Here is a 22,327-nt window from a genome sequence, read left to right as displayed (position 1 = left end):
CATCCCGCCCTGTGGACAACTGTGCGCTCCCGCACGATGCCGCTGCTCAGACCGGGTTCGCGGCTACTGCTCGGCGAGCGCGCGCAGCCTGCTGAGGGCCCGGTGCTGCGCGACCCGTACCGCTCCGGGCGACATCCCGAGCATCTGTCCGGTCTCCTCGGCGGTCAGCCCGACCGCGACCCGGAGCAGCACCAGCTCGCGCTGGTTCTCCGGGAGATTGGCGAGCAGCTTCTTGGCCCACTCCGCGTCGCTGCTGAGCAGCGCCCGCTCCTCGGGCCCCAGGGAGTCGTCCGGCTGCTCCGGCATCTCGTCCGAGGGCACGGCGGTGCTCCCCGGGTGCCGCATGGCGGCCCGCTGGAGATCGGCGACCTTGTGCGCGGCGATGGCCACGACGAACGCCTCGAAGGGCTTTCCGGTGTCGCGGTAGCGCGGCAGCGCGCACAACACCGCGAGACAGACCTCCTGCGCGAGGTCGTCGACGAAGTGCCGGGCGTCCCCGGGCAGCCTGGACAGCCGCGTGCGGCAGTAGCGCAGGGCCAGCGGATGCACATGGGCCAGCAGGTCATGGGTGGCCTGCTCATCACCTTCGACGGCGCGCCCGACCAGGGCACCGATCGGCCCCGTGGCCGCCGGGGCACCGCCCGTGGGGGCCCCTGGCCTCTCGTCGTCGCGCATCCGTCCATGGTGCCTTGGGCCCGGCGGCTCCGTGGCACCGCGTCCTTCGTTGTGCGCTGAAGCGTTATGAGCAGGTGCGCCGGCTGTTGTCACGTCCTGCGCCCTCCCCTCACGCCCGACCGACTCGTCCCCGAGGAACTCCACACCATCAAGGATGCGGCATCGCGCGGGGAACTGATACAAGCCGCCGTCACCGCGCCCGCCGGACACGCTCTCGCCCCGCCCGCCAACCGGCGGGCGGGGACCGTCGCGCCCCCGCTGCGCAGCACGTCGATGAGGGACCGGTCCGCTAGCGGACCAGCCCCCAGCGGAATCCGAGGGCCACCGCATGCGCCCGGTCCGAGGCACCGAGCTTCTTGAACAGCCGGCGGGCGTGCGTCTTGACCGTGTCCTCGGAGAGGAACAGCTCACGGCCGATCTCCGCGTTGGACCGGCCGTGGCTCATGCCCTCCAGCACCTGGATCTCCCGGGCGGTGAGGGTGGGGGCCGCGCCCATCTCGGCGGACCGCAGCCGCCTCGGCGCCAGCCGCCACGTGGGGTCGGCCAGCGCCTGGGTCACGGTGGCCCGCAACTCGGCGCGCGAGGCGTCCTTGTGCAGATAGCCACGCGCGCCGGCGGCCACCGCCAGCGCCACTCCATCGAGATCCTCGGCCACCGTGAGCATGATGATCCGGGCGCCGGGGTCGGCGGACAGCAGCCGCCGCACGGTCTCGACACCGCCGAGACCGGGCATCCGTACGTCCATCAGAATCAGATCCGAGCGATCGGCACCCCAGCGGCGGAGGACTTCCTCGCCGTTGGCCGCTGTCGTCACACGCTCGACACCGGGCACGGTCGCCACCGCGCGGCGGAGCGCCTCTCGGGCAAGCGGGGAGTCGTCGCAGACGAGGACGGATGTCATGGCCGTCCTCCGCAGCTGATGCGCGTCACCTTGAGCCTCCAGGCTGGTACATATCGTCACCTGAGCGATTGACAGCCCCGGATATCTGTCCGAGAGCTTTACCCATCAACCGCCTCCGCACTCTCAACGACGGTCACCCGAAAGAGTTACGGGGTTCGGCGGCCACCTTCGACACTCTACGTGAGGGCCCGAATACGGAGCCGCTTCGTCGCGCCGGTCGCGCGCCAGCGCCTCTCCCCCATAGGTCTCCCCCAGGTCATCCCCTTCGGTGGCATTTGGCGACCTTGCTTCCAATTTGCCGACCTGTGTGGCTAGATTCGCAATGAGTCATATTTACATCTACTTACACCGTAGGTGTGCGACCCAGGACACAGCGTCCGCACCGATCGCTTCGAGGAGATAAGGCAATGGCAGATTTCTCCCGTCTTCCCGGTCCGAACGCCGACCTGTGGGACTGGCAGCTTCTGGCCGCGTGTCGCGGGGTCGACAGCTCGCTCTTCTTCCACCCCGAGGGGGAGCGCGGCGCCGCCCGCAGCGCGCGGGAGATGTCGGCGAAAGAGGTGTGCATGCGCTGCCCGGTACGGGCGCAGTGCGCGGCTCACGCACTCGCCGTACGCGAGCCGTACGGCGTGTGGGGCGGACTGACCGAGGACGAGCGCGAGGAGCTCATGGGGCGGGCGCGGCACCGCGCGGTGGCCACCTCGTCAGGGCATCCCGGATCCTGACCGGATTCCGGACCCGGCCCATTGAAGAAACGTTCCATCACCCACCCGGCCCCACATCGGCGCGGCCAACGGCCGATTTCCGTGTGCACGGCGGGGATTCTCACGCCCCTTCACCCGCGGGCCCCCGGGCCCGACGCGATCCTCAGCGGCGCGCCGCCCGCTCCAGCCGGTCCAGCGTGGCCGCCACCGCGGGAACCCGGGCCAGGTCCGGCAGCGTCAGCGCCACCACCTCGCGCCGCACCGCGGGCTTGACCTCCAGCGTCACCGCCCCCTTGGCGCGCACCGACTCCAGCGCCAGCTCCGGCAGCACCGCGACCCCGAGCCCGGCCGCCACCAGGCCGACCACCGCCGGATAGTCATCCGTCGCGAAGTCGATCCGCGGGGTGAAGCCCTCGGACTCGCACACCTCCACCAGATGACGGCGGCAGCGCGGGCAGCCCGCGATCCACGGCTCCTCCGCCAGCTCCGCCATCCCCACCGTCCCGGCTCCCGCCAGCCGGTGCTCGCGCGGGACCATGACCACCAGCCGGTCGCTCAGCAGCGGCCGGGCCACCAGGTCCTCCCAGCCCGGACCCGCCTCGGCCGCGGCGTCGGCCTGCGGATAGCGGAAGGCCACGGCGATCTCGCAGTCGCCCGCCCGGAGCATCTCCACCGAACGCGGTGGTTCCGCCTCCACCAGCGAGGCCCGGGTCCCGGGGTGGGCGGCGCGCATCTCGGCCAGCGCGGTCGGCACCAGGGTCGAACTGCCGCTGGGAAACGACACCAGCCGCACCCGGCCCGCCCGCAGCCCGGCGATCGCCGCGACCTCCTCCTCGGCGGCGGTCAGCCCGGCCAGGATGCCCGCGGCGTGGCGTACCAGGGCCTCGCCCGCCTCCGTCAGCCGCATCTCCCGGCCGGTGCGGATCAGCAGCGGGGTGCCCGCGGCGCCCTCCAGGGCCTTCATCTGCTGGCTGACGGCGGGCTGGGTGCAGCCCAGCTCACGCGCCGCCGCGGAGAAGGAACCGGTGGCGGCCACCGCGCGCAGCACCCTGAGATGACGGGCCTCGATCATGTTTCGAGCATAAGCGACCCTTGGACACCGACGGAGATATCCCGTCGACGCTTTGGTCTCGGTCGATTACGGTTTTGACCATGCTGCACTCCGCGGGATCCGTGCTCACCGTGAACGTCGGGCGCGCGACGATCACCGATTACACCGAATGCCCCTCCGGCACAGGTATCGACAAGCGGCCGGTCGACGGCCCGGTACGGGTCACGGCCCCGGGTCCGAAGGGCGTCGGCGGCAGCGGTCTGGCCGGGGACGATGTCTGCAACACCCGCTTCCACGGCGGCGACCACCAGGCCGTCTACGTCTACGCCCGCGAGGATCTCGACGTCTGGGAGCGCGAGTTGGGCCGTGAGCTGCCCAACGGCGCCTTCGGCGAGAACCTCACCACCCGCGGGCTCGACATCACCGGGACCCTGGTCGGCGAGCGCTGGCGGATCGGCCGCGAGCTGCTGGTCCAGGTGACCGCGCCGCGCATCCCGTGCCTGACGTTCGCGGGCTGGCTGGACCAGCGCGGCTGGCTGAAGCGGTTCACCCAGGCGGCCGTCCCCGGCGCCTATCTGCGGGTGCTCGAACCGGGCGAGATCCGCTCCGGTGACCGGATCGAGGTGGTGCACCGGCCCGACCACGAGGTGACGGTCGCCTTCCAGTTCCGCGCCGTGACCACCGAACGGACGCTGCTGCCGCGGGTGCTGGCGGCGGGCGACGCCCTGCACCCCGAGGCGCGCGCCAAGGCACTCGACTACGTGGCGAAGGCCGAGCGGCGGCGCACCGCGGCCGCCGACCGCTGAGGCGGGTAACCGACGCGGGCAGCCCACTCGGGCAGCCGACGCGGGTATGCGTTCCGGCCGAGTCCGCGCGAGATCGCCGCACGGCCCGCCCGGTCACTCCCGGGCCGATAACGTGCGCCTATGACGACTGCACTGATCACCGGATCCACCGCGGGCATCGGCGCCTCCTTCGCGAGCCGGCTCGCCGCCGACGGGCACAACCTGGTGCTCGTCGCCCGTGACGAGAAGCGGCTGCACGAGCAGGCGGCGGATCTCCACGACCGGCACGGGGTGGAGGCCGAGGTCCTGCGGGCCGATCTGTCCGAGGAGGACGGCATCGCGGCGGTCGAGGACCGGCTGGGCGACCGTACCCATCCGGTCGATCTGCTCGTCAACAACGCCGGGTTCGGCCATCGCGGCCGCTATCTGGAGGTGCCGCTCACCGATGAGCTGCGGATGCTCAGGCTCCACTGCGAGGCGGTGCTCCGGCTCACCGGCGCGGCGTGCGAGACGATGCGCACCCGGGGCCGCGGCGGAGTGATCAATGTGTCGTCGATCGCGGCGTTCTTCCCGCGCGGGACGTACGGCGCGAGCAAGGCGTGGGTCGTGCAGTTCACCCAGGGCGCCGCGAAGGACCTGGCGAGCTCGGGCGTACGGCTGATGGCGCTGTGCCCCGGCTTCGTACGGACGGAGTTCCACGCCCGGGCGGGGATCAAGCCGGACAGCGTGCCGAGCTGGATGTGGCTGGACGCCGACCGGCTGGTCGCGTCGGCGCTGAAGGACTTCGCGCGCGGTAAGTCGCTGTCCATCCCGGACCCGCGCTACAAGACGATGACGGGGCTGGCGAAGCTGGTCCCGAGGGCGGCGGTGTCCGCGGTCTCCTCCCGGGTCGGCCGTAAATACGCCCACCGGTGATCGACCCGTCGGCGGTCGCCACGCCACGCGAACCGTCAGCGGTCGCCGCGCGACGCGAAGGCGCGGCCGCCCCGTCCGGGGTGGCCGCGCCTTCGTGGCGTACGGCTCGGGTCAGTGCGCGTGACCGTGGCCGTGGCCACCGGCCTCGGCCTCTTCCTCGGCCGGCTTCTCGACCACCAGGGTCTCGGTGGTGAGCAGCAGCGAGGCGATCGACGCCGCGTTCTCCAGCGCGGAGCGGGTGACCTTGACCGGGTCGATGACGCCGGCCTTCACCAGGTCGCCGTACTCCTCGGTGGCCGCGTTGTAGCCGTGGCCCTTCTCGAGCTCGGACACCTTCGCGGTGATCACGTAGCCCTCGAGACCGGCGTTCTCGGCGATCCAGCGCAGCGGCTCGACGGAGGCGCGGCGGACCACGGCGACACCGGTGGCCTCGTCGCCCGCCAGGCCGAGGTTGCCCTCGAGCACCTTGGCGGCGTGGACCAGGGCGGAGCCACCACCGGAGACGATGCCCTCCTCGACCGCGGCGCGGGTCGCGGAGATGGCGTCCTCCAGACGGTGCTTCTTCTCCTTGAGCTCGACCTCGGTGGCCGCGCCCACACGGATCACGCACACACCGCCGGCCAGCTTCGCCAGACGCTCCTGGAGCTTCTCGCGGTCCCAGTCGGAGTCGGTGGTGTCGATCTCGGCCTTGATCTGGGCGATCCGGCCGGCGACGTCCTCGCTGTTGCCGCCGCCGTCGACGATGGTGGTGTCGTCCTTGGTGACGGTGACGCGGCGGGCGGTGCCCAGCACGTCCAGACCGGCCTGGTCCAGCTTGAGGCCGACCTCCTCGGCGATGACGGTGGCGCCGGTGAGGGTCGCCATGTCGCCGAGCATCGCCTTACGGCGGTCGCCGAAGCCCGGGGCCTTCACCGCGACGGCGTTGAAGGTGCCACGGATCTTGTTGACGACGAGGGTGGACAGGGCCTCGCCCTCCACGTCCTCGGCGATGATCAGCAGCGGCTTGCTGGCACCGGCCTGGATGATCTTCTCCAGCAGCGGCAGCAGGTCCTGGATCGAGGCGATCTTGCCCTGGTGGATCAGGATGTACGGGTCGTCGAGGACGGCCTCCATACGCTCCTGGTCGGTCACCATGTAGGGCGAGAGGTAGCCCTTGTCGAAGGCCATGCCCTCGGTGAAGTCGAGCTCCAGGCCGAAGGTGTTGGACTCCTCGACGGTGATGACACCGTCCTTGCCGACCTTGTCCATCGCCTCGGCGATCAGCTCGCCGACCTGCTTGTCCTGGGCGGACAGCGCGGCCACGGCGGCGATGTCGGACTTGGAGTCGATCGGACGGGCGCTGGCCAGCAGGTCGTCGGAGACGGCCTTGACCGCGGCGTCGATGCCCTTCTTCAGGGCGGCCGGGGAGGCACCGGCGGCCACATTGCGCAGGCCCTCCCGGACCAGCGCCTGGGCCAGCACGGTGGCGGTGGTGGTGCCGTCACCCGCGATGTCGTTGGTCTTGGTCGCCACCTCCTTGACGAGCTGGGCGCCAAGGTTCTCGTACGGGTCCTCGACCTCGACCTCACGGGCGATGGTGACGCCGTCGTTGGTGATGGTCGGGGCGCCGAACTTCTTGTCGATGACCACATTGCGGCCACGGGGGCCGATGGTCACCTTGACGGTGTCCGCCAGCTTGTTGACGCCGCGCTCCAGGGCGCGACGGGCGTCCTCGTCGAACTTCAGGATCTTCGCCATGAGTTGCGTATGTCCTCTCGAACGAACCGCGCCCCGACCCCGGGTATCTGTGACACGGGCACCGGGGCGCGGCTCATAGGCAAAACTTCGGTGATTACTTCTCGACGATCGCGAGGACGTCGCGAGCCGAGAGGACGAGGTACTCCTCGCCGCTGTACTTCACCTCGGTGCCGCCGTACTTGCTGTAGAGCACGACGTCACCGACGGAGACGTCGAGCGGAAGACGATTGCCGTCCTCGAAGCGGCCCGGGCCCACGGCCAGGACGACGCCCTCCTGGGGCTTCTCCTTGGCGGTGTCCGGGATGACCAGACCGGAAGCCGTGGTCTGCTCGGCGTCGAGCGGCTGGACCACGATGCGGTCCTCGAGCGGCTTGATGGCAACCTTGGAGCTGGTGGTCGTCACGATCCGACCTCCCCCTTCGGAGATCTCACGGGGTTAACTGTCTGAGGTGGCGACCAGGTGGATCCGTCGTCGCGGGTGCCGGACCTGCCCGTCGCTGTGTGGCTGGCACTCCGTACTGCCGAGTGCCAGCCTCGACATTATGACGCGGTTAGCACTCAGTCAACTAGAGTGCCAGGCGATGCGGGGACGAGCTCCGGCCGCCGCCCTGTCACCGGCCCGTCCCGGCGCCCTCGAGGACCACGTCAGCAGGCCACGTCAGCAGGCCGGCCTCACACGTAGTCCTCCAGCCGCGCGACCGTGAAGCCCTGCTCCTGGATCGCCCGCACCAGCGACGTGATCATGTCGGTCATGGACTTCCCCTCCAGCTGCTCCGGGCCGCGGAAGTGCGCGAGCACGATGTCCCCCGGCTGGAGACCGCCGCCGGACCGGTACACCAGCCCGCCCGGCTCCATCTCGGCGCGCCACAGCACCACCGTCTCCGCGCCGCAGTCGGCCGCCGCGCGCAGCGTCGTCTCGTCGTACTCACCGTAGGGCGGGCGGAACAGCCTCGGCTGGCGGCCGAGGCGGTCGCGGAGGTTCTCCTGCTGACCGCAGATCTCCTGCCGCTGGCCGTCGTAGTCGAGTCCGGCCAGGCTGGGATGGGTGAGGGTGTGGTTCTCCATCGGGTTGCCGAGCCGCTGGAGCTGGTCGAAGTAGTCGTAGTGGTCGCCGATCACGTTGTCGGTGAGGAAGCCGGTGAACGGCAGCCCGAGATCGCGGGCCTGCTCCACGAAGCGCGGATCCTTCTCGATGCCGTCGTCGATCGTCAGGAAGACCACCCGATCGGTGGTCTGCACCCGGCGGATGACCGACGGCAGCCCCTCGACGGGCGGCTCCTCGGGCGCGAGCGGCGGTTTGGTGGCGGGCGGGGGCGGCGGCTGGTCGAGCGGCCGGTCCAGGCCCCACATGCGGTACGCCTCGGGGTCGCCCGCGCGGGCCGGGCGCGTCCGCGACGGACCGGGCGCGCCGGAGTCGCCGGACGGACCGGAGTCATCTGACGGACCGGACGCGTCCGGGGCCGGGGGAACCGGTGGCCGGGAGTGCTCCGGGGGTGCGGACGGCTGTGGGGAACGCCCCTCCGGGGGCGAGGCGGTGGAGGAACGCCCCGCGGTGCGCGGTGCGGAGGACGCCGTCGCCGGGTCGCCTTCCACGGTGGTCCGGGCGAGCGGACCGGGGCCCTCGAGGCTTCCACAGCCCGCGAGCACGACCGCCGCGGCGGCGAGAACCAGACACCTCGAAAACCCATTCTTGATCACCATCACATAAGTGATCTTCAGTCGGAAGGCGTGGAAGCGCGCGCCGCGCGGGTGCGAATTCGCCCGCCGGAGCGGGGAGAATGGGCCATGTGGACGTTGACGCCTTCGACTCACTGCTCGGCGACGAGGGACAGGAGCTGCTCACCGCGCTCCGGGACCACGACCCGGCGGACGAACTCACCACCGCGACCCGGCTGCGCCGCGACCATCCGGCCGCGCTGGTCTCGGCGGCGCTGACACAGGCCCAGTTGCGTCAGCGGGCGGTCGCCAAATTCGGCGCTGACGCCCACCGGATGTACTTCACGCCGCACGGTGTCGAGCAGTCCACCCGCACCTCCGTGGCCGCCTACCGCGCCGAGCGGTTCGCCGGGTTCGGCGTACGCGGCGTGGCCGATCTGTGCTGCGGGATCGGCGGCGACGCCATCGCGCTCGCGCGCGCCGGGATCTCCGTACTGGCCGTCGACCGGGATCCGCTGACATGTGCGGTGGCCCGGGCCAACGCCGGGTCGCTGGGCCTGACCGATCTCATCGAGGTCCGCTGCGCGGATGTCGCCGAGATCGACACCGCCCCGTTCGACGCGGTCTTCGTCGACCCCGCCCGGCGCGGCGGCCGGGGCCGGATCTTCGACCCGGAGGCGTACTCCCCGCCGCTCTCCTGGGCCGTCGAGGCCGCCCGCACCGCGCCGCGCGCCGCCCTCAAGATCGCCCCGGGTATTCCCCACGAGGCGGTCCCGGAGGACACCGAGGCTGAGTGGATCTCGGACCACGGACAGGTGAAGGAGGCCGTGCTCTGGTTCGGTACGGCCCGCCCCGGGATGCGCCGCGCCACCCTGCTCCCGGCGGCCCATTCACTGCTGGGCACCCGGCTGCTGCCCGACCCGCCGACCGGTCCGGTGGGCCGCTGGCTGTACGAACCGGACGGCGCCGTGATCCGCGCCCATCTGGTGGCCGATGTCGCGGCCCGTATCGGCGGCCGGCTGATCGACCCGACGATCGCCTACATCACGGCGGACGAGCTGCGGCCGACGCCGTACGCCACGGCGTACGAGATCACCGACGCGCTGCCGTTCAATCTGAAGAAGCTCAAGGCGCTGCTGCGGGAGCGGGAGGTCGGCATCGCCACGATCAAGAAGCGCGGTTCGGCGGTGGAGCCGGAGACACTGCGCAAGAAGCTGCGGCTGGCGGGGCCCAACTCCTGCACCATCCTGCTCACCCGCACCGACGGCGCTCCGACGATGCTGCTGGGGCATCCGGCCGAGGAGACCGCTCCGGTCAGTCCGTGAGCACCGCCCGCCCGGCCTCTCCGGTGTTCCACAGCTCGAACCAGACCCCCTTGGCGTATCCGCCCGTCGGATCGCCCGCCGCCGTCCCCCACGCGTCGGCCAGCGCGCCGACCACGCGCAGCCCCCGGCCGCGCAGCTGGTCGCCGGCCGGGAGGCGTGAGGGCACCGGGAGCGCGGCGCAGCCGTCGTAGAGCAGCACACGCAGCCGCGGGGGCTCGATCACCACGCGCAGCAGCAGCGCGTCGCCCTCGGCGTGCAGATAGGCGTTGGTGGCCAGTTCCGAGGTGCAGACGGTCGCGGAGTCCACCAGGCCCTGCTGGCCGGTGGAGTTCAGCACACAGGCGACGAAGTCCCGCAGGATCTTGGGCGATGCGGGGCCGCGGCAGCCGCGCAGGGTGTAGACGCACGGGTCGTCGGAGGCTTCGGCGGCGCGAGGGCCGGACGGGGCGGACGGGCCGGACGGGGCAGCCGGGACGGACGGGGGCGGCGAGGAGGGCGCGGACGGCGGGAGGTCCTCGGGCTCGTGGTCGGTTCCCATGGGTCAACTCCCTGCGAGGGGGCCGATGGTGGGCGCACCGTTGCGGCGATCGACGCGTGGTAGCGGTTCCGCCACCCACGGTAGGGCAGATGGGGAAACATCGGCATCCATACTCCGCGCAGGGGAGGGCAGTTCCTGTGTGAGGCTCGCCTCCCTACCCGGCGGCGGGTCGCCCCGCGCGAGAGCGATGACCTCGACATCGTCCCGGCCACCGCTCCCGCGCGGCCGCGGGCCCCGCTCGACGCCGTCACGGCAGGCGCGTTCGACCACCTCGCGGCGCCGTGACGACGGATGACGCGGCGGGTGCCGCCGCCTCCCGGCCCGTCGACTCCGGCCCTACCGCCTGCTGGTCCGCCGCCTCCTCGTCCGCCGGGTCCGGGCCCGCCGCCATCGGTGCGGTACGTCCCGGCAGCAGCAGCGCCGCGCTCAGGGCCGCCACCGCCAGCAGCGCGCCCGCCACCCCGAAGGCCGTGGCGTAGCCGGAGACGAGGGCGGACGGGCCCTCGCCCCCGTCGGCGTCCGTGGCGTGCGAGGCCACCGTCGCGAGGACCGCGAGCCCCAGTGAACCCCCGATCTGCCGTGAGCTGTTGACCAGTCCGGAGGCCATACCGGCCTCCCGCGCCGCCACGCCCGTCGTCGCGGCCGTACCCATCGGGACGACACACAGCCCGATGCCGACGCTCGCCACGAGCGAGGGACCGAGGATCGAGTCCGCGAATCCGCCGTCCACCCCGACCGTCAGCCAGAACCATCCGAACCCGGCGGCGCCCAGCAGCCCGCCCGCGACCAGCAGGGTCCGCACCCCGAACCGGGCCACCGTGCGCGTCGCCGTCAGCGAGCCGATCACGATGCCCACGCAGAAGGGCAGAAAGGCGATCCCGGCCCGGATCGGTCCGTAGCCGAGGATCTGCTGCGTATAGAGCGAGGTGAAGTAGAAGGCCGCGAACTGGCCGGAGAACAGCAGCAGTACGAAGAGGTTGGCGACCAGCACCGAACGCTGCCGCAGCAGTCCGATCCGCAACAGCGGCTGTGCCACCCGCCGTTCCACCACGACGAACGCGATCAGCAGCGCGGCCGCGACGGTGAGCGTGGTCAGGGTGGTCGCCGATCCCCAGGGGTGGGTCCCGGTCCGCACCAGCGCCAGCACCAGGGCCGTCATTCCGCCGGTGACCAGCAGCGCACCGGCCGCGTCCAACCGGGCGGGCGGGCCCTCGCGCCGATCCGGCGCCACCGAGAAGCGGGCCGCGGCCAGCGCGGCGAGCACGATCGGTACATTGATGAGCAACACGGCGCGCCAGCCCGCCCATTCGGTGAGCAGCCCTCCGGCCAGCACCCCGACCGCGCCGCCCGCCGCCGCGGCCATCCCCCACAGCCCCAGCGCCCGGGCCCGCGCGGGCCCGGCCGGGAAGGTGACGGCGATCAGCGTGAACGCCACCGGCGCGAGCGCCGCCGCACCCACCCCCTGCGCCGCCCGCGCGGCGATCAGCCAGCCCGGCGACCCCACCAGCCCGCCGCCGAGGCTGGCGGCGCCGAAGACCGCCAGCCCGGCCATCAGGGTGGTGCGACGGCCCACGATGTCCGCGAGCCGACCACCCAGCATCAGCAGCCCGCCGAAGGCGAGGGCGTAGGCGTTGACGACCCAGAGCAGACCGCCGGGGTCGAAGCCGAGGTCGTCACGGATGTCGGGCAGCGCGACATTCACCACGGACATGTCCAGCGCGACGACGAACTGCACGGTGAGCGCGACGGCCAGCAGCCAACCCGCCCTTTCCCGTTGGTCTTTCATGGTCCTCCTCCATCGGATCCCCCGGGCCAGGGAAGTTAGTATACGCGTATACTTAACGCGTACGCCAACCCCGCGCATGGACAATGGGCCGGTGACGAACGAGATGGAGAGCGGGACCGGAGCCAGCGACGCGGAAGCGACGGGGGCGGCCTCGGCGAAGGACCGGCCGGTCCGGCGGGCCGGTGGGCGCCCCCGCCGGCTGGAGCTGGAGACGATCGTCGCCACCGCGCGCCGCATCCTCGAGGAGGAGGGCACGGGCGCCTTGAGCATGCGGCGCCTGGCCAAGGAGGTCGGCTCCACACCGATGGCCCTCTACCGCCACGTCCGCGACAAGGACGAGCTGCTCCAGCTGGTCCTGTCCGGGATGGCGCGGACCCGGCCCCGCCCCGAACTGCCCGGGGACCCGCGCGAGCGGGTGTACGCGGCGGCCCTGCATATGCACCGCACCCTCCAGGAGCTGCCGTGGGTGGTCGAGGTGCTGAGCCTCGGTGAACTCACCGACCGGGATGCCCTGTGGATGGTCGAGGAGATCATCGACTCGGCCATGGCCTGCGGGCAGAGCGAGCGCCGGGCCGTGCACACGTACCGCTCGATCTGGCACTACGTCCTCGGCACGCTCGTCTTCCGGGCGGCCCTCGCCCGCCGTGCGGAGGACCCGGGCCGCCGGGCGGCGTTCCCCGCGCTGCTGACCGACGCGGACCCCTCCGAACTGCCCCGGCTGGCCGCGCTGGCGGACCGCTGGGACGGCATCACCGGGGCGTACGACGTGGCGGAGGAGCTGCGGGCGGTGGTGGACGGGCTGCTCGGCCGGACCGGGAGCGACTGATCACCGCGAAACCCCCGCGCCGGGACCGACATCGAGAACCGCCCGATCGCCCCGAAGCCCCCTTGCCCATGACCGACCGATCGTCACGAGTCCTCGGCCGAAGGGAGGATCCGAGTCAGCCCTTGAGCAGGAGGACCACGGCCCCATACGGCGTTACCGTCGGGCATATGACCGACGCACCGACTGAGGCCACGCCCCAGCTGGACCTCGAGACCTATCTGACCCGGATCGGCTGGACCGGGGCCCGTCCCCCGGCCCCCACCGCGGAGACCCTGCGCGCGGTGCATCTGGCGCATGTGAGCTCCATCCCCTTCGAGAACCTCCAGCCCCTCCTCGGCTCGGCGCCCTCCCTCGCCCTCCCCGACCTGGAGGCCAAGCTGGTCCGCAGTCGGCGCGGCGGCTACTGCTACGAACAGAACACCCTGCTCTCCGCCGCCCTCGGCGCCCTCGGCTTCGGTGTCACCGGCCTCGCCGCCCGTGTCCGCGCGGGCGCCGCCCCGGGCGTCGTCCGTCCGCGCACCCATATGGTCCTGCTGGTCGAGATCCCCGGTGAAGCGCAGCGCTGGATAGCCGATGTGGGCTTCGGTGCCATCGGGGGCCTGCTGGAGGCCGTCCCGTTCATCACCGACACCGAGCTGCGCGACGGCACCCGCCGCCACCGCTATATCCGTGAGCCCCACCCCGGCGGCCTTGAGGACCTGTGGGTCTTCCAGGCGCTCCACGACGGTGTCTGGGAGGACCAGTACGCGTTCAACCGCGAGCCCTTCGACGCGGCGGACTACGGGGTCATCAACTGGCATACGGCCACCAACCCGCGCTCGCCCTTCCAGCACACCCTCCGCGCCCAGCGCAACAGCCTCGATCTCCATCTCGAGCTCATCGCCCGCACCCTCACCGAGACCCACCCGGACGGCACCCGTAAGCAGCGCCGGCTGAGCGGCAACGACGAGGTCCTGCGCGTCCTCGCCGCCGACTTCGGCATCGACCTGCCGTCGGACACGGTGCTGCCCGGCTGAGCCGCCCGCGCCCGCGCCACCCTCCGCCGGACCGCACCGCACGGCACCGCACACGACGGATTCCGTCGATTCCCCGGGTGCCGCACCGTGCCGTCCGGTCGCATGGCACGATCAAGCCCCCAGGAGGCCGATCGGAGGGTGGCAGGGACGGGCACATGAGCCAAGACAAACTGTCCGTGTCGGATCAGGAACTGTCCGATCTCATCAAGGACCTCGAGGAGATGATCAGTTACCTCGAGCGGAAGATCGAGCGCCTCGAGCACCTGGTCCCCTCGCTCGACGCCGACCGGAAGGGCCCCGCCGCCACGGCCTACAAGAAGCTCCAGCGCGACGCCTATATGGACGGCGCCCGGATCAGGCAGATGATGACCCGTGTCGAGGACGCCACCAAGCGCCACGGCGACAGTCTGAGCCAGGACTACCTGGACCTGCGCCACCGCTTCATCTCCCTCCAGCGGTCCTCGGCGCGGGACGGGGAGGACGGGGCGGACGGGCAGGACGCGGTGAGGGCCGACGGCGACTGAGCTAACGGCCCTCCGGCCCCGGCCCGGGGGTGAGTTCGCGGCTGACGAGGCGGTAGTAGGCGATCGCCTTGGCCAGCCCCAGTCCACCGGCGGCCGCGAAGACCACGGAGATGCCCAGCAGCGTCCCGAAGCTCTCCGGGCTCAGCTCGGAGAAGACCGTGGACGCCCCCAGCGCCAGCCCGAGGCTGGACAGCAGGACCGAGGGCAGCAGCCACAGCAGCGCGCTGCCCGGGACGCGCCAGAGCGGAAGGGTCCGGGGGTCGTGTGCCAGCCGGGCCCAGTCGCGGAGCCGCCCGCCCACGGAGACATCGCGCCGGATACCGGCGGCCACGCCCAGGCTCGACGGAATCGTCGCGCCCAGCGCCAGGCCCAGGAACATCACGCCCAGGAGGTGTTCGACGAGCTGGCCCGTCACCAGGAACTGGAAACCGGACACCGCCAGCACCCATCCCAGCGCGAAGACCATCGTCGCCAGCCACAGCAGCAGCGCCCGGTGCGGCGCCAGATACCAGCGCGCCAACGCCCCCATCGCCCGCGCCCGTTCCTCCAGCAACCCCGCCCGGTCGGCCCACGCCCCCTCCTCCGGCGCGGGCGGGGACGGCGGAAGGGCGGTGGAGGGAAGCATGGCGTCCTTTCGCCTGGCGGGGCACACGGCCCGTAGGGACATGGCACAACGTCACGGGCGGCCAAGTCTTCCAGTCAGGCGTCCATGGCGTCGGGAACGAGTCGCGCACCCCTGGTGCCCGGGGTGTCAGCTCCCGTCCGCCACCTTTTCGAAGCGCCAGCGGTGGACCGCTCGGCGGGTCATGTCCTCGGGGGGTTCGGGGAGTTCGGGCAGGCCGGGGGTGTCGTAGTCGGCGGACCACCAGGTGATGACGAGGACCCGGTCCTCGGGGGAGCGGAAGGTCTCGCGGCGGAGTGGGGGCGGGTCGAGGGGCTGTCGGGCGGCCCAGGCGAGCAGATCGGCTCCACGGCCCTCGGCGGCCCGGGCCTCCCACATCAGGGCGACGGTCATGCGTAGAGGTTCTTCCGGCTCAGCTCGTGCACATGGTCGTGGTCGTGCGCGTGGGAGTGCGCGTGCGCGTGCGTATGGGAGTGGGAGTGCCCCTCGGGGTCCGGGACATGGGGGTCCGTCACCGGGAGCGAGGAGTCGGCGGACAGGTCCCAGGCGGAAGCCGAGCGGCCGCGGGTGACCATCTCCGCGCCCAGGGCCGCGACCATCGCGCCGTTGTCCGTGCACAGCTTGGGGCGCGGGACGCGCAGGGTGATGCCCGCGTCCTCGCAGCGGCGCTCGGCCAGGGCGCGCAGCCGGGAGTTGGCGGCGACACCGCCGCCGATCATCAGATGCTCGACGCCCTCGTCCTTGCAGGCGCGGACCGCCTTGCGGGTCAGGACGTCGGCGACCGCCTCCTGGAAGGAGGCCGAGACATCGGCGACCGGGACCTCCTCGCCCGCCGCCCGCTTGGCCTCGATCCAGCGGGCCACGGCGGTCTTGAGGCCGGAGAAGGAGAAGTCGTAGGCGGCGTCGCGCGGGCCGGTGAGGCCGCGGGGGAAGGCGATGGCCTCGGGGTCGCCGTCGCGCGCGATGCGGTCGATGACCGGGCCGCCGGGGAAGCCGAGGTTCAGCACCCGGGCGATCTTGTCGAACGCCTCGCCCGCCGCGTCGTCGATGGTCGAGCCGAGCGGGCGGACGTCGGAGGTGATGTCGGGGGCGAGCAGCAGCGAGGAGTGGCCGCCGCTGACCAGGAGGGCCATGGTCGGCTCGGGCAGCGGACCGTGCTCCAGCTGGTCGACGCAGATATGCGAGGCGAGGTGGTTGACGCCGTAGAGCGGCTTGCCGAGGGCGTAGGCGTACGCCTTGGCCGCGGAGACACCCACGAGCAGGGCGCCCGCGAGTCCGGGACCGGCGGTGACGGCGATGCCGTCGAGGTCGGAGGCGGCGACCCCGGCGTCCTTCAGGGCGCGCTGGATGGTGGGGACCATCGCCTCCAGATGGGCGCGGCTGGCGACCTCGGGGACCACTCCGCCGAACCGGGCGTGCTCGTCCACACTGGAGGCGACCGCGTCGGCGAGCAGGGTGTGGCCGCGGACGATCCCGACGCCGGTCTCGTCGCAGGAGGTCTCGATGCCGAGGACGAGCGGTTCGTCAGCCATGGGTCTTCGTTCCTTGTACTGAGGAGGGCGGCACGGCCGCGGCCGCGGAGGGGGTCGTGGGGGCGGCCGGATCGGACAGCCGCATGACGAGGGCGTCCACAGGGCCCGGCTGGTAGTAGCCCTTGCGGACACCGATGGGCTCGAAGCCGAAGCGCTCGTACAGGCGCTGTGCGCGGGTGTTGTCGACCCGCACCTCCAGGAGCACCTCACGGCATTCGAAGGCGGTGGCGGCGCCGAGGAGATCGGTGAGCAGCCGGGCGCCGAGCCCGGTGCCCCAGTGGTCACGCGCGGTGGCGATGGTCTGGACGTCGCCGGTGTGGTCGAAGACCGCGAGCCCGGCGTAGCCGGCTATCCCGCCCGGCGCCGCCCCGGGCTCCGCCGTCTCCGCGACCACGTAGTGGCGGGTGACGTCCCGGCCCCGGGCGTGGGCCAGTTCGGACCAGAACATCCCGCGCGACCACGCGTCGTCGGGGAACAGGTCCTCCTCGAGGGCCAGCACCGGGTCGATGTCCCACCAGCGCATCTCGCGCAACGTCACGGTCGGGCCGGTCACTTGGGGGTGACCACCTTGTAGTTCGCGGGCACCTTGGCGTCGGGGCGGCGCAGATACAGCGGCCGGGGCGGCAGCAGCTCCTCGCCGCGCGCCAGTTTCTCGGCGGCGAGCGAGGCCAGCGCGCCGGCCGACTGGTGCTCGGGCATCCCGGCCGGCACCTCGGCGAAGGCGGCCGGGTAGAGGAGGGCACCCGCGCCGACGGCGGGCACCCCGGCGACCCGCGGGGCCTCGGTGAGATCGGCGGGGAGGTCCACGGCGGGCTCGGTCACCCGGGTCCGCGGATCGTCGTAGCGGGCCCAGTAGACCTCCTTGCGGCGCGCGTCGGTGGCCACCACGAAGGATCCGGTGAGACCGGCCCGACCGGCGGCGTACGCGATCCCGTCCAGCGTGCACAGTCCGTGCACGGGGATGCCGAGCGCGGCGCCGAAGGTCGCGGCCGTCACCAGCCCGACCCGCAGCCCGGTGTAGGGGCCGGGGCCGACCCCGACGACGATCTCCGTCACCGCGGCCAGCTCGGTGCCCGCGACCCGCAGGGTCCGGTGGACGGCGGGGAGCAGCAGCTCGCCGTGGCGCCGGGCGTCGATGTCGGCGGACTCGGCGAGGACTTCGGAGCCGTCGTGCAGGGCGACCGTGACGGCGGGGGTGGCGGTATCAAGCGCGAGCAACAGCACGAGGACAGCCTACGGCGCCCCCGGAAGATCGTTCTTCGGAGTACGGCGGCGTCCACCGGAGCACCCGGAACGGCCGTCGGCGCGTCCTACGTACCAGTACTCCGTACCAAGGGGGCAACAGGGCGACGGTGGGGCGCGGTGAGCGCGCACCCGTGCCGGGCCCCGGTGCTACCGTCGCCGTAAGTGTGTACGGGCCGTGAGCGCGTACTGACCGCAGGAGAGGATGTCCGCCGTGCCGAGGAGCCGCACCGGGCCCGCCGTCGCCGTTCTCACCGCCGCAGCGCTCGGCGCCGTCGCCTACTTCGGTTACCAGGCCGCGGCGACCGCGCCCGACCATCCCACCCAGGCCCGGCCCGGTTCACACTCCAGCGAGTCGAAGGACCAGGCGAAGAAGGCCAAGAAGAAGTCCACGGCCCTGCCGAAGGGCTCGGGGACGGGCACCCGGATCGTCTACGCGCTCGGCGACCGGCGGGTCTGGCTGGTCGGCGCGGACGGCCGGGCCACCCGCACCTACCCGGTCGGCCCCAGCTCGGCCAGCCCGGCCCCGGGCACGTACAAGGTCACCTCGCGGAACCAGGGCGGGGTGGGCTCGGACGGGGTGCAGGTCGAGCACGTCGTCGTCTTCCACTCGGAAGGGGGCGTGGTGTTCGGTTTCAGTGCGGCCATGGACGGCACGATGCCGGACCCGGACGCGCGCAAGCGGACGGGCGCGGTGCGGGAGGCGCGGGCGGACGGCTCGGCCATGTGGAAGTTCGCCCAGGTCGGCACGGCGGTAGTGGTCATCAAGTAGCGCGCTCCGGCCCCCCTGCTGGGTGGCACCCCTACGCGGCGTCGCGTGGACCCCGCGCCCGCCGCCCGGCCGCGCCGGCGGTGATCAAGCGGCGCGGTCCGGCCGGTGACCGCCGACGCTCCTACGCGACGTCGCGCCGCCCCGGTCTCGTCCGCCGGGGCGTGGACCCTGTGCTCGCCGCCGCCCAGCGGCTCCGCACCGCGCCGGGGGCACTCAAACGCGACGCTCCGGCGGGCAACCTCTGGCACCCCTACGCGGCAGCGCGCCGCCCCACGCCCGCCGCTCGGCCGCGCCGGACCCCGGCCTCGTCCGCCGCAGGCGTGTACACCGCGCTGGTCGCCGCGCAAGCGGGTCGGGTATCGCGCCGGCGGTGATCAAGCAGGGCGGTCCGGCCTGCCGCCGGTGGCACCCTACGCGGCGTCGCGCCGCTCGCGCACCGGCTCGTCCCGCTCGGGCGCCTGCCGCTCGGCGGCGGCGGATCCGGCCTCGTCGGCCGGGGGTGTGGACACCGCGCTGGCCGCCGCGCAGGCCGCCAGCAGGTCCCTCATCGACGGCGAACGGCCATCGTCGCGCCGGGCTGTCCCGGCAACGGATTCCTGGGCCGACATGGATGCCTCCTGAGGGTCCTGGGGCACTCGGACGAACAGGGAAAATCCGAAGGTGGTTAGGCACGCCTAACCACGCTCCCCCTCCCATGTGACCACGGCCGATGCCCACAGCGCAACATCATGCCGACGGCTTGTCGGAACGTACCCCGTCAGCCGCCCGTCATCCCCCTCCGCGGGGCCGTGTCATCCGGCCAGCGACGCCAGGTCCTCGTCGGCCCACCGCGGGCCGACCCCGGTGACCACCACGCCGCGGGTGTCGTCCGGGTCACCGGCCGCGCCGTCGCCCACCGCGCGCTCGATCACCACATGCAGCCGGTCCTCGGAGAGCTCCTCGACCTTGCCCTCGCCCCATTCGACCGCGATCACCGACTCCGGCAGCGACACGTCGAGGTCGAGGTCCTCCATCTCGTCCAGACCGCCGCCCAGGCGATAGGCGTCCACATGGACCAGGGGCGGGCCGGAGCCGAGGGACGGGTGGACACGGGCGATCACGAACGTCGGCGAGGTGACCGCGCCGCGTACGCCCAGGCCCTCCCCCAGGCCCCGGGTCAGCGTGGTCTTGCCCGCGCCCAGCTCACCGGTGAGCAGCACCAGATCGCCGGGGCGCAGCAGCTTGGCGAGTCTGCGGCCCAGGTCCCGCATCTGCTCGGGGGAGGTGACGGTGATGCGTGTCGCTACGTCCATACCGGCCGATGGTACTCAGCCGGACACCCCTCGCCGGGCTCGTCCGTCGACCCCCTCGACCACTCTGGCCAGCAGTTCGGTCAGATGTCCGTTGACCACCTCGGGGTGCTCGAGGATCACCAGGTGGCCCGCCTCCTCGACGATCACCAGCTCGGCGCCGGGCAGCAGCTCCGCGATGGCCTCGCTGTGCTCCATGGGCGTGATCAGGTCCTTGTCGCCCGCCAGCACCAGCACCGGCACCCCGTCGAAATGCGGCAGCGCCTCGGCCTTGTCGTGGGCGAGGAAGGCCGGATAGAACTCCGCGACCACATCGATCGGAGTGGCCTCGATCAGCCGCTCCGCGAACCGCGCGACCCCGGGGTCCACATCCTTCGAGCCGAACGAATAGCGCTTGATCAGCCCGGCGAAGAGATCGGCGGTGGCCCGGCGGCCCCGCTCGACCAGTTCCACCTGCCAGCCCAGCGCCTTCAGCAGGCCGGGGAGCACCCTGCGCACCGCGTTCACCCCGACGACCGGCAGGCCGAAGCTGACCTCGCCGAGCCGCCCCGCCGAGGTGCCGAGGAACGCCACCCCGACCACCCGGTCCCGGATCAGCTCCGGGAACTGCGCGGCCAGCGCCATCATCGTCATGCCGCCCATGGAGTGGCCGACCAGCACCAGTGGCCCGTCCGGCGCCGCGGCGTCGATGACCGCCTTCAGATCGCGGCCGAGCTGGTCGATGGTGAGCGCGTCACCGTCGGCCTGGGCGCAGCCGCGCGCCGAGCGGCCGTGGCAGCGCTGGTCCCAGTAGACGGTGCGGACCACCTCGCGCAGCGCGGAGCGCTGGAAGTGCCAGGAGTCCTGGGCCAGGCAGTATCCATGGCTGAAGATCATGGTGACGGGGGCGGCCGCGGACTTGCGGCTGAACCGCCGCTTGCGCCGGGACGACGCGGGCGCGCCGCTCTCCCGGACCTCTTCGATCTCGTAGTACAGCTCGGTGCCGTCGTCGGCCAGCGCTCTGCCGGGGGTGCCGCGCAGCGTGCCGTACGGGCCCTCGGCGTCCAGTGCGAGCCGGGCCTTGCGCCGTACGCCGCGGCCGACCGTGAGGCGCTCCAGTGCGACACCCGCCGCGGCCCCGGCCGCGAGGACGCCGATCGCGGCGCCCGCGAACCCGGCTCCCCGCCTCCAGCTCACGGCCGTGGCCCCCGCCGCGACCCGTGTCGCCATCTCTGCCGTGCTGTCGTCGCCCATGGTCAGATCCCTGTGCCCCCCGAATGACCTACATAAACGCGTGGCACCCGGGAACCCACACGGGTGACGATCTCGTAGGCGATGGTGCCCACGGCACGTGCCCAGTCCTCGGCCGTGGGCTCGCCCCGGTCGCCGGGACCGAAGAGCACCGCCTCCTCGCCCTCGACCGCGGTGTCGCCGCCGAGGTCCACCACGAACTGGTCCATGGCCACGGTGCCCGCGACCGTCCGCCACTTCCCGGCGACCAGCACCGGGCCCGTCCCCGAGGCATGGCGCGGGATGCCGTCCGCGTAGCCGACCGGCACCAGGGCGAGGGTGGTGGCTCCCGGGGTGACGTAGCGGTGGCCGTAGGAGACGCCGTGTCCGCCCGGCACCCGTTTCACCGAGGCGAGCGAGGCGGACAGCGTCATCACCGGCCGCAGTCCGAAGTCGGCGGGCACGCCGACCTCGGGGCTCGGCGAGATGCCGTAGGTGGCGATGCCGGTCCGGACGAGGTCGAAGTGGGACTCCGGGAGGGTCAGCGTCGCCGGGGAGTTGGCCAGATGGCGTACCTCCGGCCGCAGTCCGGCCCGCTCGGCGTGCGCGAGCACCTCGCGGAAGACGGTCAGCTGGGCCTCGATGGAGGGGTGGCCCGGCTCGTCGGCGCAGGCGAAGTGGGACCAGACACCGGTCACCCGTACGCTGCCCGCCGCCTCGGCGGCGCGGGCCTCGGCGACCAGCGCGGGCCAGTCGGCGGGCTGACAGCCGCTGCGGCCGAGCCCGGTGTCGGCCTTGAGCTGGATCCTGGCTGTCCGGCCGCTGGCGCGGGCCGCGGCGACGGCCTCCCGCAGTGCCCACAGCCCGCTGGCCGAGACGTCGATGTCCGCCTCGATCGCCTCCCGCCAGGGCCCGCCGGGCGTCCACAGCCAGCACATCAGCCGGCCGGTGTCCCCCGCCGCGCGCAGCGCGAGCGCCTCCTCCGGCGTGGCGGTGCCCAGCCAGCTCGCACCGGCCTCGCGGGCGGCGCGCGCGCAGGGCAGCGCGCCGTGGCCGTAGCCGTCCGCCTTCACGACGGTCATCAGCTCGGCGGTGGGCGCCGCGGCACGCAGCGCCCGAACGTTGTCCCGCAGGGCGGCCAGATCGACCACGGCGCGGGCACGCATCGGTGTCTCGTCCATCCCCGTCAGTCTCTCAGGCCCGTACGCCACCCGGAGTGTGT

The 22,327-nt window shown here is 72.6% G+C and carries 25 protein-coding genes; 8 read left to right on the top strand and 17 right to left on the bottom strand.

Features of this window, described 5'->3' with window-relative positions; translation table 11 throughout:
- Nucleotides 1-63: 63 nt before the first annotated feature.
- Together AB0C66_RS01190 and AB0C66_RS01185 are read right to left on the bottom strand one after the other, a co-directional pair.
- Nucleotides 64-675 carry a sigma-70 family RNA polymerase sigma factor gene (locus tag AB0C66_RS01190; protein ID WP_254743752.1) on the bottom strand — a complete coding sequence of 204 codons (612 nt, stop codon included), beginning with the start codon at nucleotides 673-675 and terminating at the stop codon, nucleotides 64-66.
- A 289-nt stretch (nucleotides 676-964) separates the two neighbouring features.
- Entirely contained in the window at nucleotides 965-1,576 is a 612-nt protein-coding gene (locus AB0C66_RS01185) for a response regulator transcription factor (protein ID WP_003948568.1), read from the bottom strand.
- A gap of 407 nt (nucleotides 1,577-1,983) precedes the next feature.
- On the opposite strand from AB0C66_RS01185, the gene AB0C66_RS01180 reads away from it, so the two are divergent.
- On the top strand, nucleotides 1,984-2,301 hold the full coding sequence (locus AB0C66_RS01180; protein ID WP_362431248.1) for a WhiB family transcriptional regulator: 318 nt from the start codon (nucleotides 1,984-1,986) through the stop codon (nucleotides 2,299-2,301).
- 142 nt (nucleotides 2,302-2,443) lie between these two features.
- Here the strand turns inward: AB0C66_RS01180 and AB0C66_RS01175 are convergent, their stop codons facing one another.
- Nucleotides 2,444-3,352, bottom strand: coding sequence for a LysR family transcriptional regulator (locus AB0C66_RS01175; RefSeq protein WP_362431245.1), 909 nt, complete (start codon nucleotides 3,350-3,352; stop codon nucleotides 2,444-2,446).
- An 80-nt stretch (nucleotides 3,353-3,432) separates the two neighbouring features.
- Here AB0C66_RS01175 and AB0C66_RS01170 point away from each other — a divergent pair, with 80 nt between their 5' ends.
- The gene (locus AB0C66_RS01170; RefSeq protein ID WP_362431243.1) at nucleotides 3,433-4,137 is read left to right on the top strand and encodes an MOSC domain-containing protein; all 705 of its coding nucleotides are present in this window, start codon (nucleotides 3,433-3,435) and stop codon (nucleotides 4,135-4,137) included.
- 120 nt (nucleotides 4,138-4,257) lie between these two features.
- On the top strand, nucleotides 4,258-5,031 hold the full coding sequence (locus AB0C66_RS01165; protein WP_362431241.1) for an SDR family oxidoreductase: 774 nt from the start codon (nucleotides 4,258-4,260) through the stop codon (nucleotides 5,029-5,031).
- A gap of 111 nt (nucleotides 5,032-5,142) precedes the next feature.
- Here AB0C66_RS01165 and groL read toward each other — a convergent pair whose 3' ends face one another.
- The 3 genes from groL to AB0C66_RS01150 form a co-directional block, all read right to left on the bottom strand.
- Nucleotides 5,143-6,768: a chaperonin GroEL gene (groL, locus tag AB0C66_RS01160; protein ID WP_362431239.1), complete on the bottom strand. Its 1,626-nt coding sequence runs from the start codon at nucleotides 6,766-6,768 to the stop codon at nucleotides 5,143-5,145.
- A gap of 94 nt (nucleotides 6,769-6,862) precedes the next feature.
- A complete protein-coding gene (gene groES / locus AB0C66_RS01155; RefSeq protein WP_362431237.1) occupies nucleotides 6,863-7,171 on the bottom strand; it encodes a co-chaperone GroES in 309 nt (102 codons plus the stop codon).
- A 269-nt stretch (nucleotides 7,172-7,440) separates the two neighbouring features.
- Nucleotides 7,441-8,469, bottom strand: coding sequence for a polysaccharide deacetylase family protein (locus AB0C66_RS01150; protein WP_362431234.1), 1,029 nt, complete (start codon nucleotides 8,467-8,469; stop codon nucleotides 7,441-7,443).
- 77 nt (nucleotides 8,470-8,546) lie between these two features.
- Here AB0C66_RS01150 and AB0C66_RS01145 point away from each other — a divergent pair, with 77 nt between their 5' ends.
- Nucleotides 8,547-9,749: a methyltransferase domain-containing protein gene (locus AB0C66_RS01145; RefSeq protein WP_362431231.1), complete on the top strand. Its 1,203-nt coding sequence runs from the start codon at nucleotides 8,547-8,549 to the stop codon at nucleotides 9,747-9,749.
- On the opposite strand, the gene AB0C66_RS01140 is transcribed toward AB0C66_RS01145, so the two are convergent.
- Together AB0C66_RS01140 and AB0C66_RS01135 are read right to left on the bottom strand one after the other, a co-directional pair.
- Entirely contained in the window at nucleotides 9,739-10,287 is a 549-nt protein-coding gene (locus AB0C66_RS01140) for an ATP-binding protein (RefSeq protein ID WP_362431229.1), read from the bottom strand. The genes AB0C66_RS01145 and AB0C66_RS01140 overlap by 11 nt on opposite strands.
- A gap of 247 nt (nucleotides 10,288-10,534) precedes the next feature.
- Nucleotides 10,535-12,073: an MFS transporter gene (locus tag AB0C66_RS01135; RefSeq protein WP_362431227.1), complete on the bottom strand. Its 1,539-nt coding sequence runs from the start codon at nucleotides 12,071-12,073 to the stop codon at nucleotides 10,535-10,537.
- 91 nt (nucleotides 12,074-12,164) lie between these two features.
- On the opposite strand from AB0C66_RS01135, the gene AB0C66_RS01130 reads away from it, so the two are divergent.
- The 3 genes from AB0C66_RS01130 to AB0C66_RS01120 all read left to right on the top strand — a co-directional run bounded on the left by AB0C66_RS01130 (nucleotide 12,165) and on the right by AB0C66_RS01120 (nucleotide 14,439).
- The gene (locus AB0C66_RS01130; protein WP_362431225.1) at nucleotides 12,165-12,899 is read left to right on the top strand and encodes a helix-turn-helix domain-containing protein; all 735 of its coding nucleotides are present in this window, start codon (nucleotides 12,165-12,167) and stop codon (nucleotides 12,897-12,899) included.
- Nucleotides 12,900-13,066: 167 nt separating this feature from the next.
- Nucleotides 13,067-13,915, top strand: coding sequence for an arylamine N-acetyltransferase (locus tag AB0C66_RS01125; protein WP_362431223.1), 849 nt, complete (start codon nucleotides 13,067-13,069; stop codon nucleotides 13,913-13,915).
- 155 nt (nucleotides 13,916-14,070) lie between these two features.
- A complete protein-coding gene (locus tag AB0C66_RS01120) occupies nucleotides 14,071-14,439 on the top strand; it encodes a hypothetical protein (protein ID WP_362431221.1) in 369 nt (122 codons plus the stop codon).
- A 1-nt stretch (nucleotide 14,440) separates the two neighbouring features.
- Here AB0C66_RS01120 and AB0C66_RS01115 read toward each other — a convergent pair whose 3' ends face one another.
- From AB0C66_RS01115 to tsaB, 5 genes are all read right to left on the bottom strand, one after another.
- Entirely contained in the window at nucleotides 14,441-15,064 is a 624-nt protein-coding gene (locus tag AB0C66_RS01115; RefSeq protein WP_362431219.1) for a hypothetical protein, read from the bottom strand.
- Nucleotides 15,065-15,190: 126 nt separating this feature from the next.
- Nucleotides 15,191-15,454, bottom strand: a complete 264-nt coding sequence (locus tag AB0C66_RS01110) for a hypothetical protein (RefSeq protein WP_362431217.1) — start codon at nucleotides 15,452-15,454, stop codon at nucleotides 15,191-15,193.
- Complete coding sequence (gene tsaD, locus AB0C66_RS01105; protein ID WP_362431214.1) at nucleotides 15,451-16,593, bottom strand: tRNA (adenosine(37)-N6)-threonylcarbamoyltransferase complex transferase subunit TsaD; 1,143 nt, start codon at nucleotides 16,591-16,593, stop codon at nucleotides 15,451-15,453. The genes AB0C66_RS01110 and tsaD overlap by 4 nt, the downstream gene beginning before the upstream one ends.
- Nucleotides 16,586-17,116, bottom strand: coding sequence for a ribosomal protein S18-alanine N-acetyltransferase (gene rimI, locus AB0C66_RS01100; RefSeq protein WP_362433275.1), 531 nt, complete (start codon nucleotides 17,114-17,116; stop codon nucleotides 16,586-16,588). The genes tsaD and rimI overlap by 8 nt, the downstream gene beginning before the upstream one ends.
- Nucleotides 17,117-17,142: 26 nt before the next feature.
- The gene (gene tsaB, locus AB0C66_RS01095; protein WP_362431212.1) at nucleotides 17,143-17,817 is read right to left on the bottom strand and encodes a tRNA (adenosine(37)-N6)-threonylcarbamoyltransferase complex dimerization subunit type 1 TsaB; all 675 of its coding nucleotides are present in this window, start codon (nucleotides 17,815-17,817) and stop codon (nucleotides 17,143-17,145) included.
- A 223-nt stretch (nucleotides 17,818-18,040) separates the two neighbouring features.
- Here tsaB and AB0C66_RS01090 point away from each other — a divergent pair, with 223 nt between their 5' ends.
- Nucleotides 18,041-18,607: a hypothetical protein gene (locus AB0C66_RS01090; RefSeq protein WP_362431210.1), complete on the top strand. Its 567-nt coding sequence runs from the start codon at nucleotides 18,041-18,043 to the stop codon at nucleotides 18,605-18,607.
- A gap of 410 nt (nucleotides 18,608-19,017) precedes the next feature.
- Here the strand turns inward: AB0C66_RS01090 and AB0C66_RS01085 are convergent, their stop codons facing one another.
- The 4 genes from AB0C66_RS01085 to alr all read right to left on the bottom strand — a co-directional run bounded on the left by AB0C66_RS01085 (nucleotide 19,018) and on the right by alr (nucleotide 22,286).
- Nucleotides 19,018-19,215 carry a hypothetical protein gene (locus AB0C66_RS01085; RefSeq protein WP_362431207.1) on the bottom strand — a complete coding sequence of 66 codons (198 nt, stop codon included), beginning with the start codon at nucleotides 19,213-19,215 and terminating at the stop codon, nucleotides 19,018-19,020.
- A 183-nt stretch (nucleotides 19,216-19,398) separates the two neighbouring features.
- Complete coding sequence (tsaE, locus tag AB0C66_RS01080; protein WP_362431205.1) at nucleotides 19,399-19,899, bottom strand: tRNA (adenosine(37)-N6)-threonylcarbamoyltransferase complex ATPase subunit type 1 TsaE; 501 nt, start codon at nucleotides 19,897-19,899, stop codon at nucleotides 19,399-19,401.
- 15 nt (nucleotides 19,900-19,914) lie between these two features.
- On the bottom strand, nucleotides 19,915-21,129 hold the full coding sequence (locus AB0C66_RS01075; RefSeq protein WP_362431202.1) for an alpha/beta hydrolase: 1,215 nt from the start codon (nucleotides 21,127-21,129) through the stop codon (nucleotides 19,915-19,917).
- 2 nt (nucleotides 21,130-21,131) lie between these two features.
- Complete coding sequence (gene alr, locus AB0C66_RS01070) at nucleotides 21,132-22,286, bottom strand: alanine racemase (protein ID WP_362431200.1); 1,155 nt, start codon at nucleotides 22,284-22,286, stop codon at nucleotides 21,132-21,134.
- Nucleotides 22,287-22,327: the final 41 nt, after the last annotated feature.

Source organism: Streptomyces sp. NPDC048636 (genome assembly GCF_040650655.1).
Lineage (GTDB): Bacteria > Actinomycetota > Actinomycetes > Streptomycetales > Streptomycetaceae > Streptomyces.
Note: the sequence above shows the minus strand (reverse complement) of the source record. Positions and strands in the feature narration are given on the sequence as shown.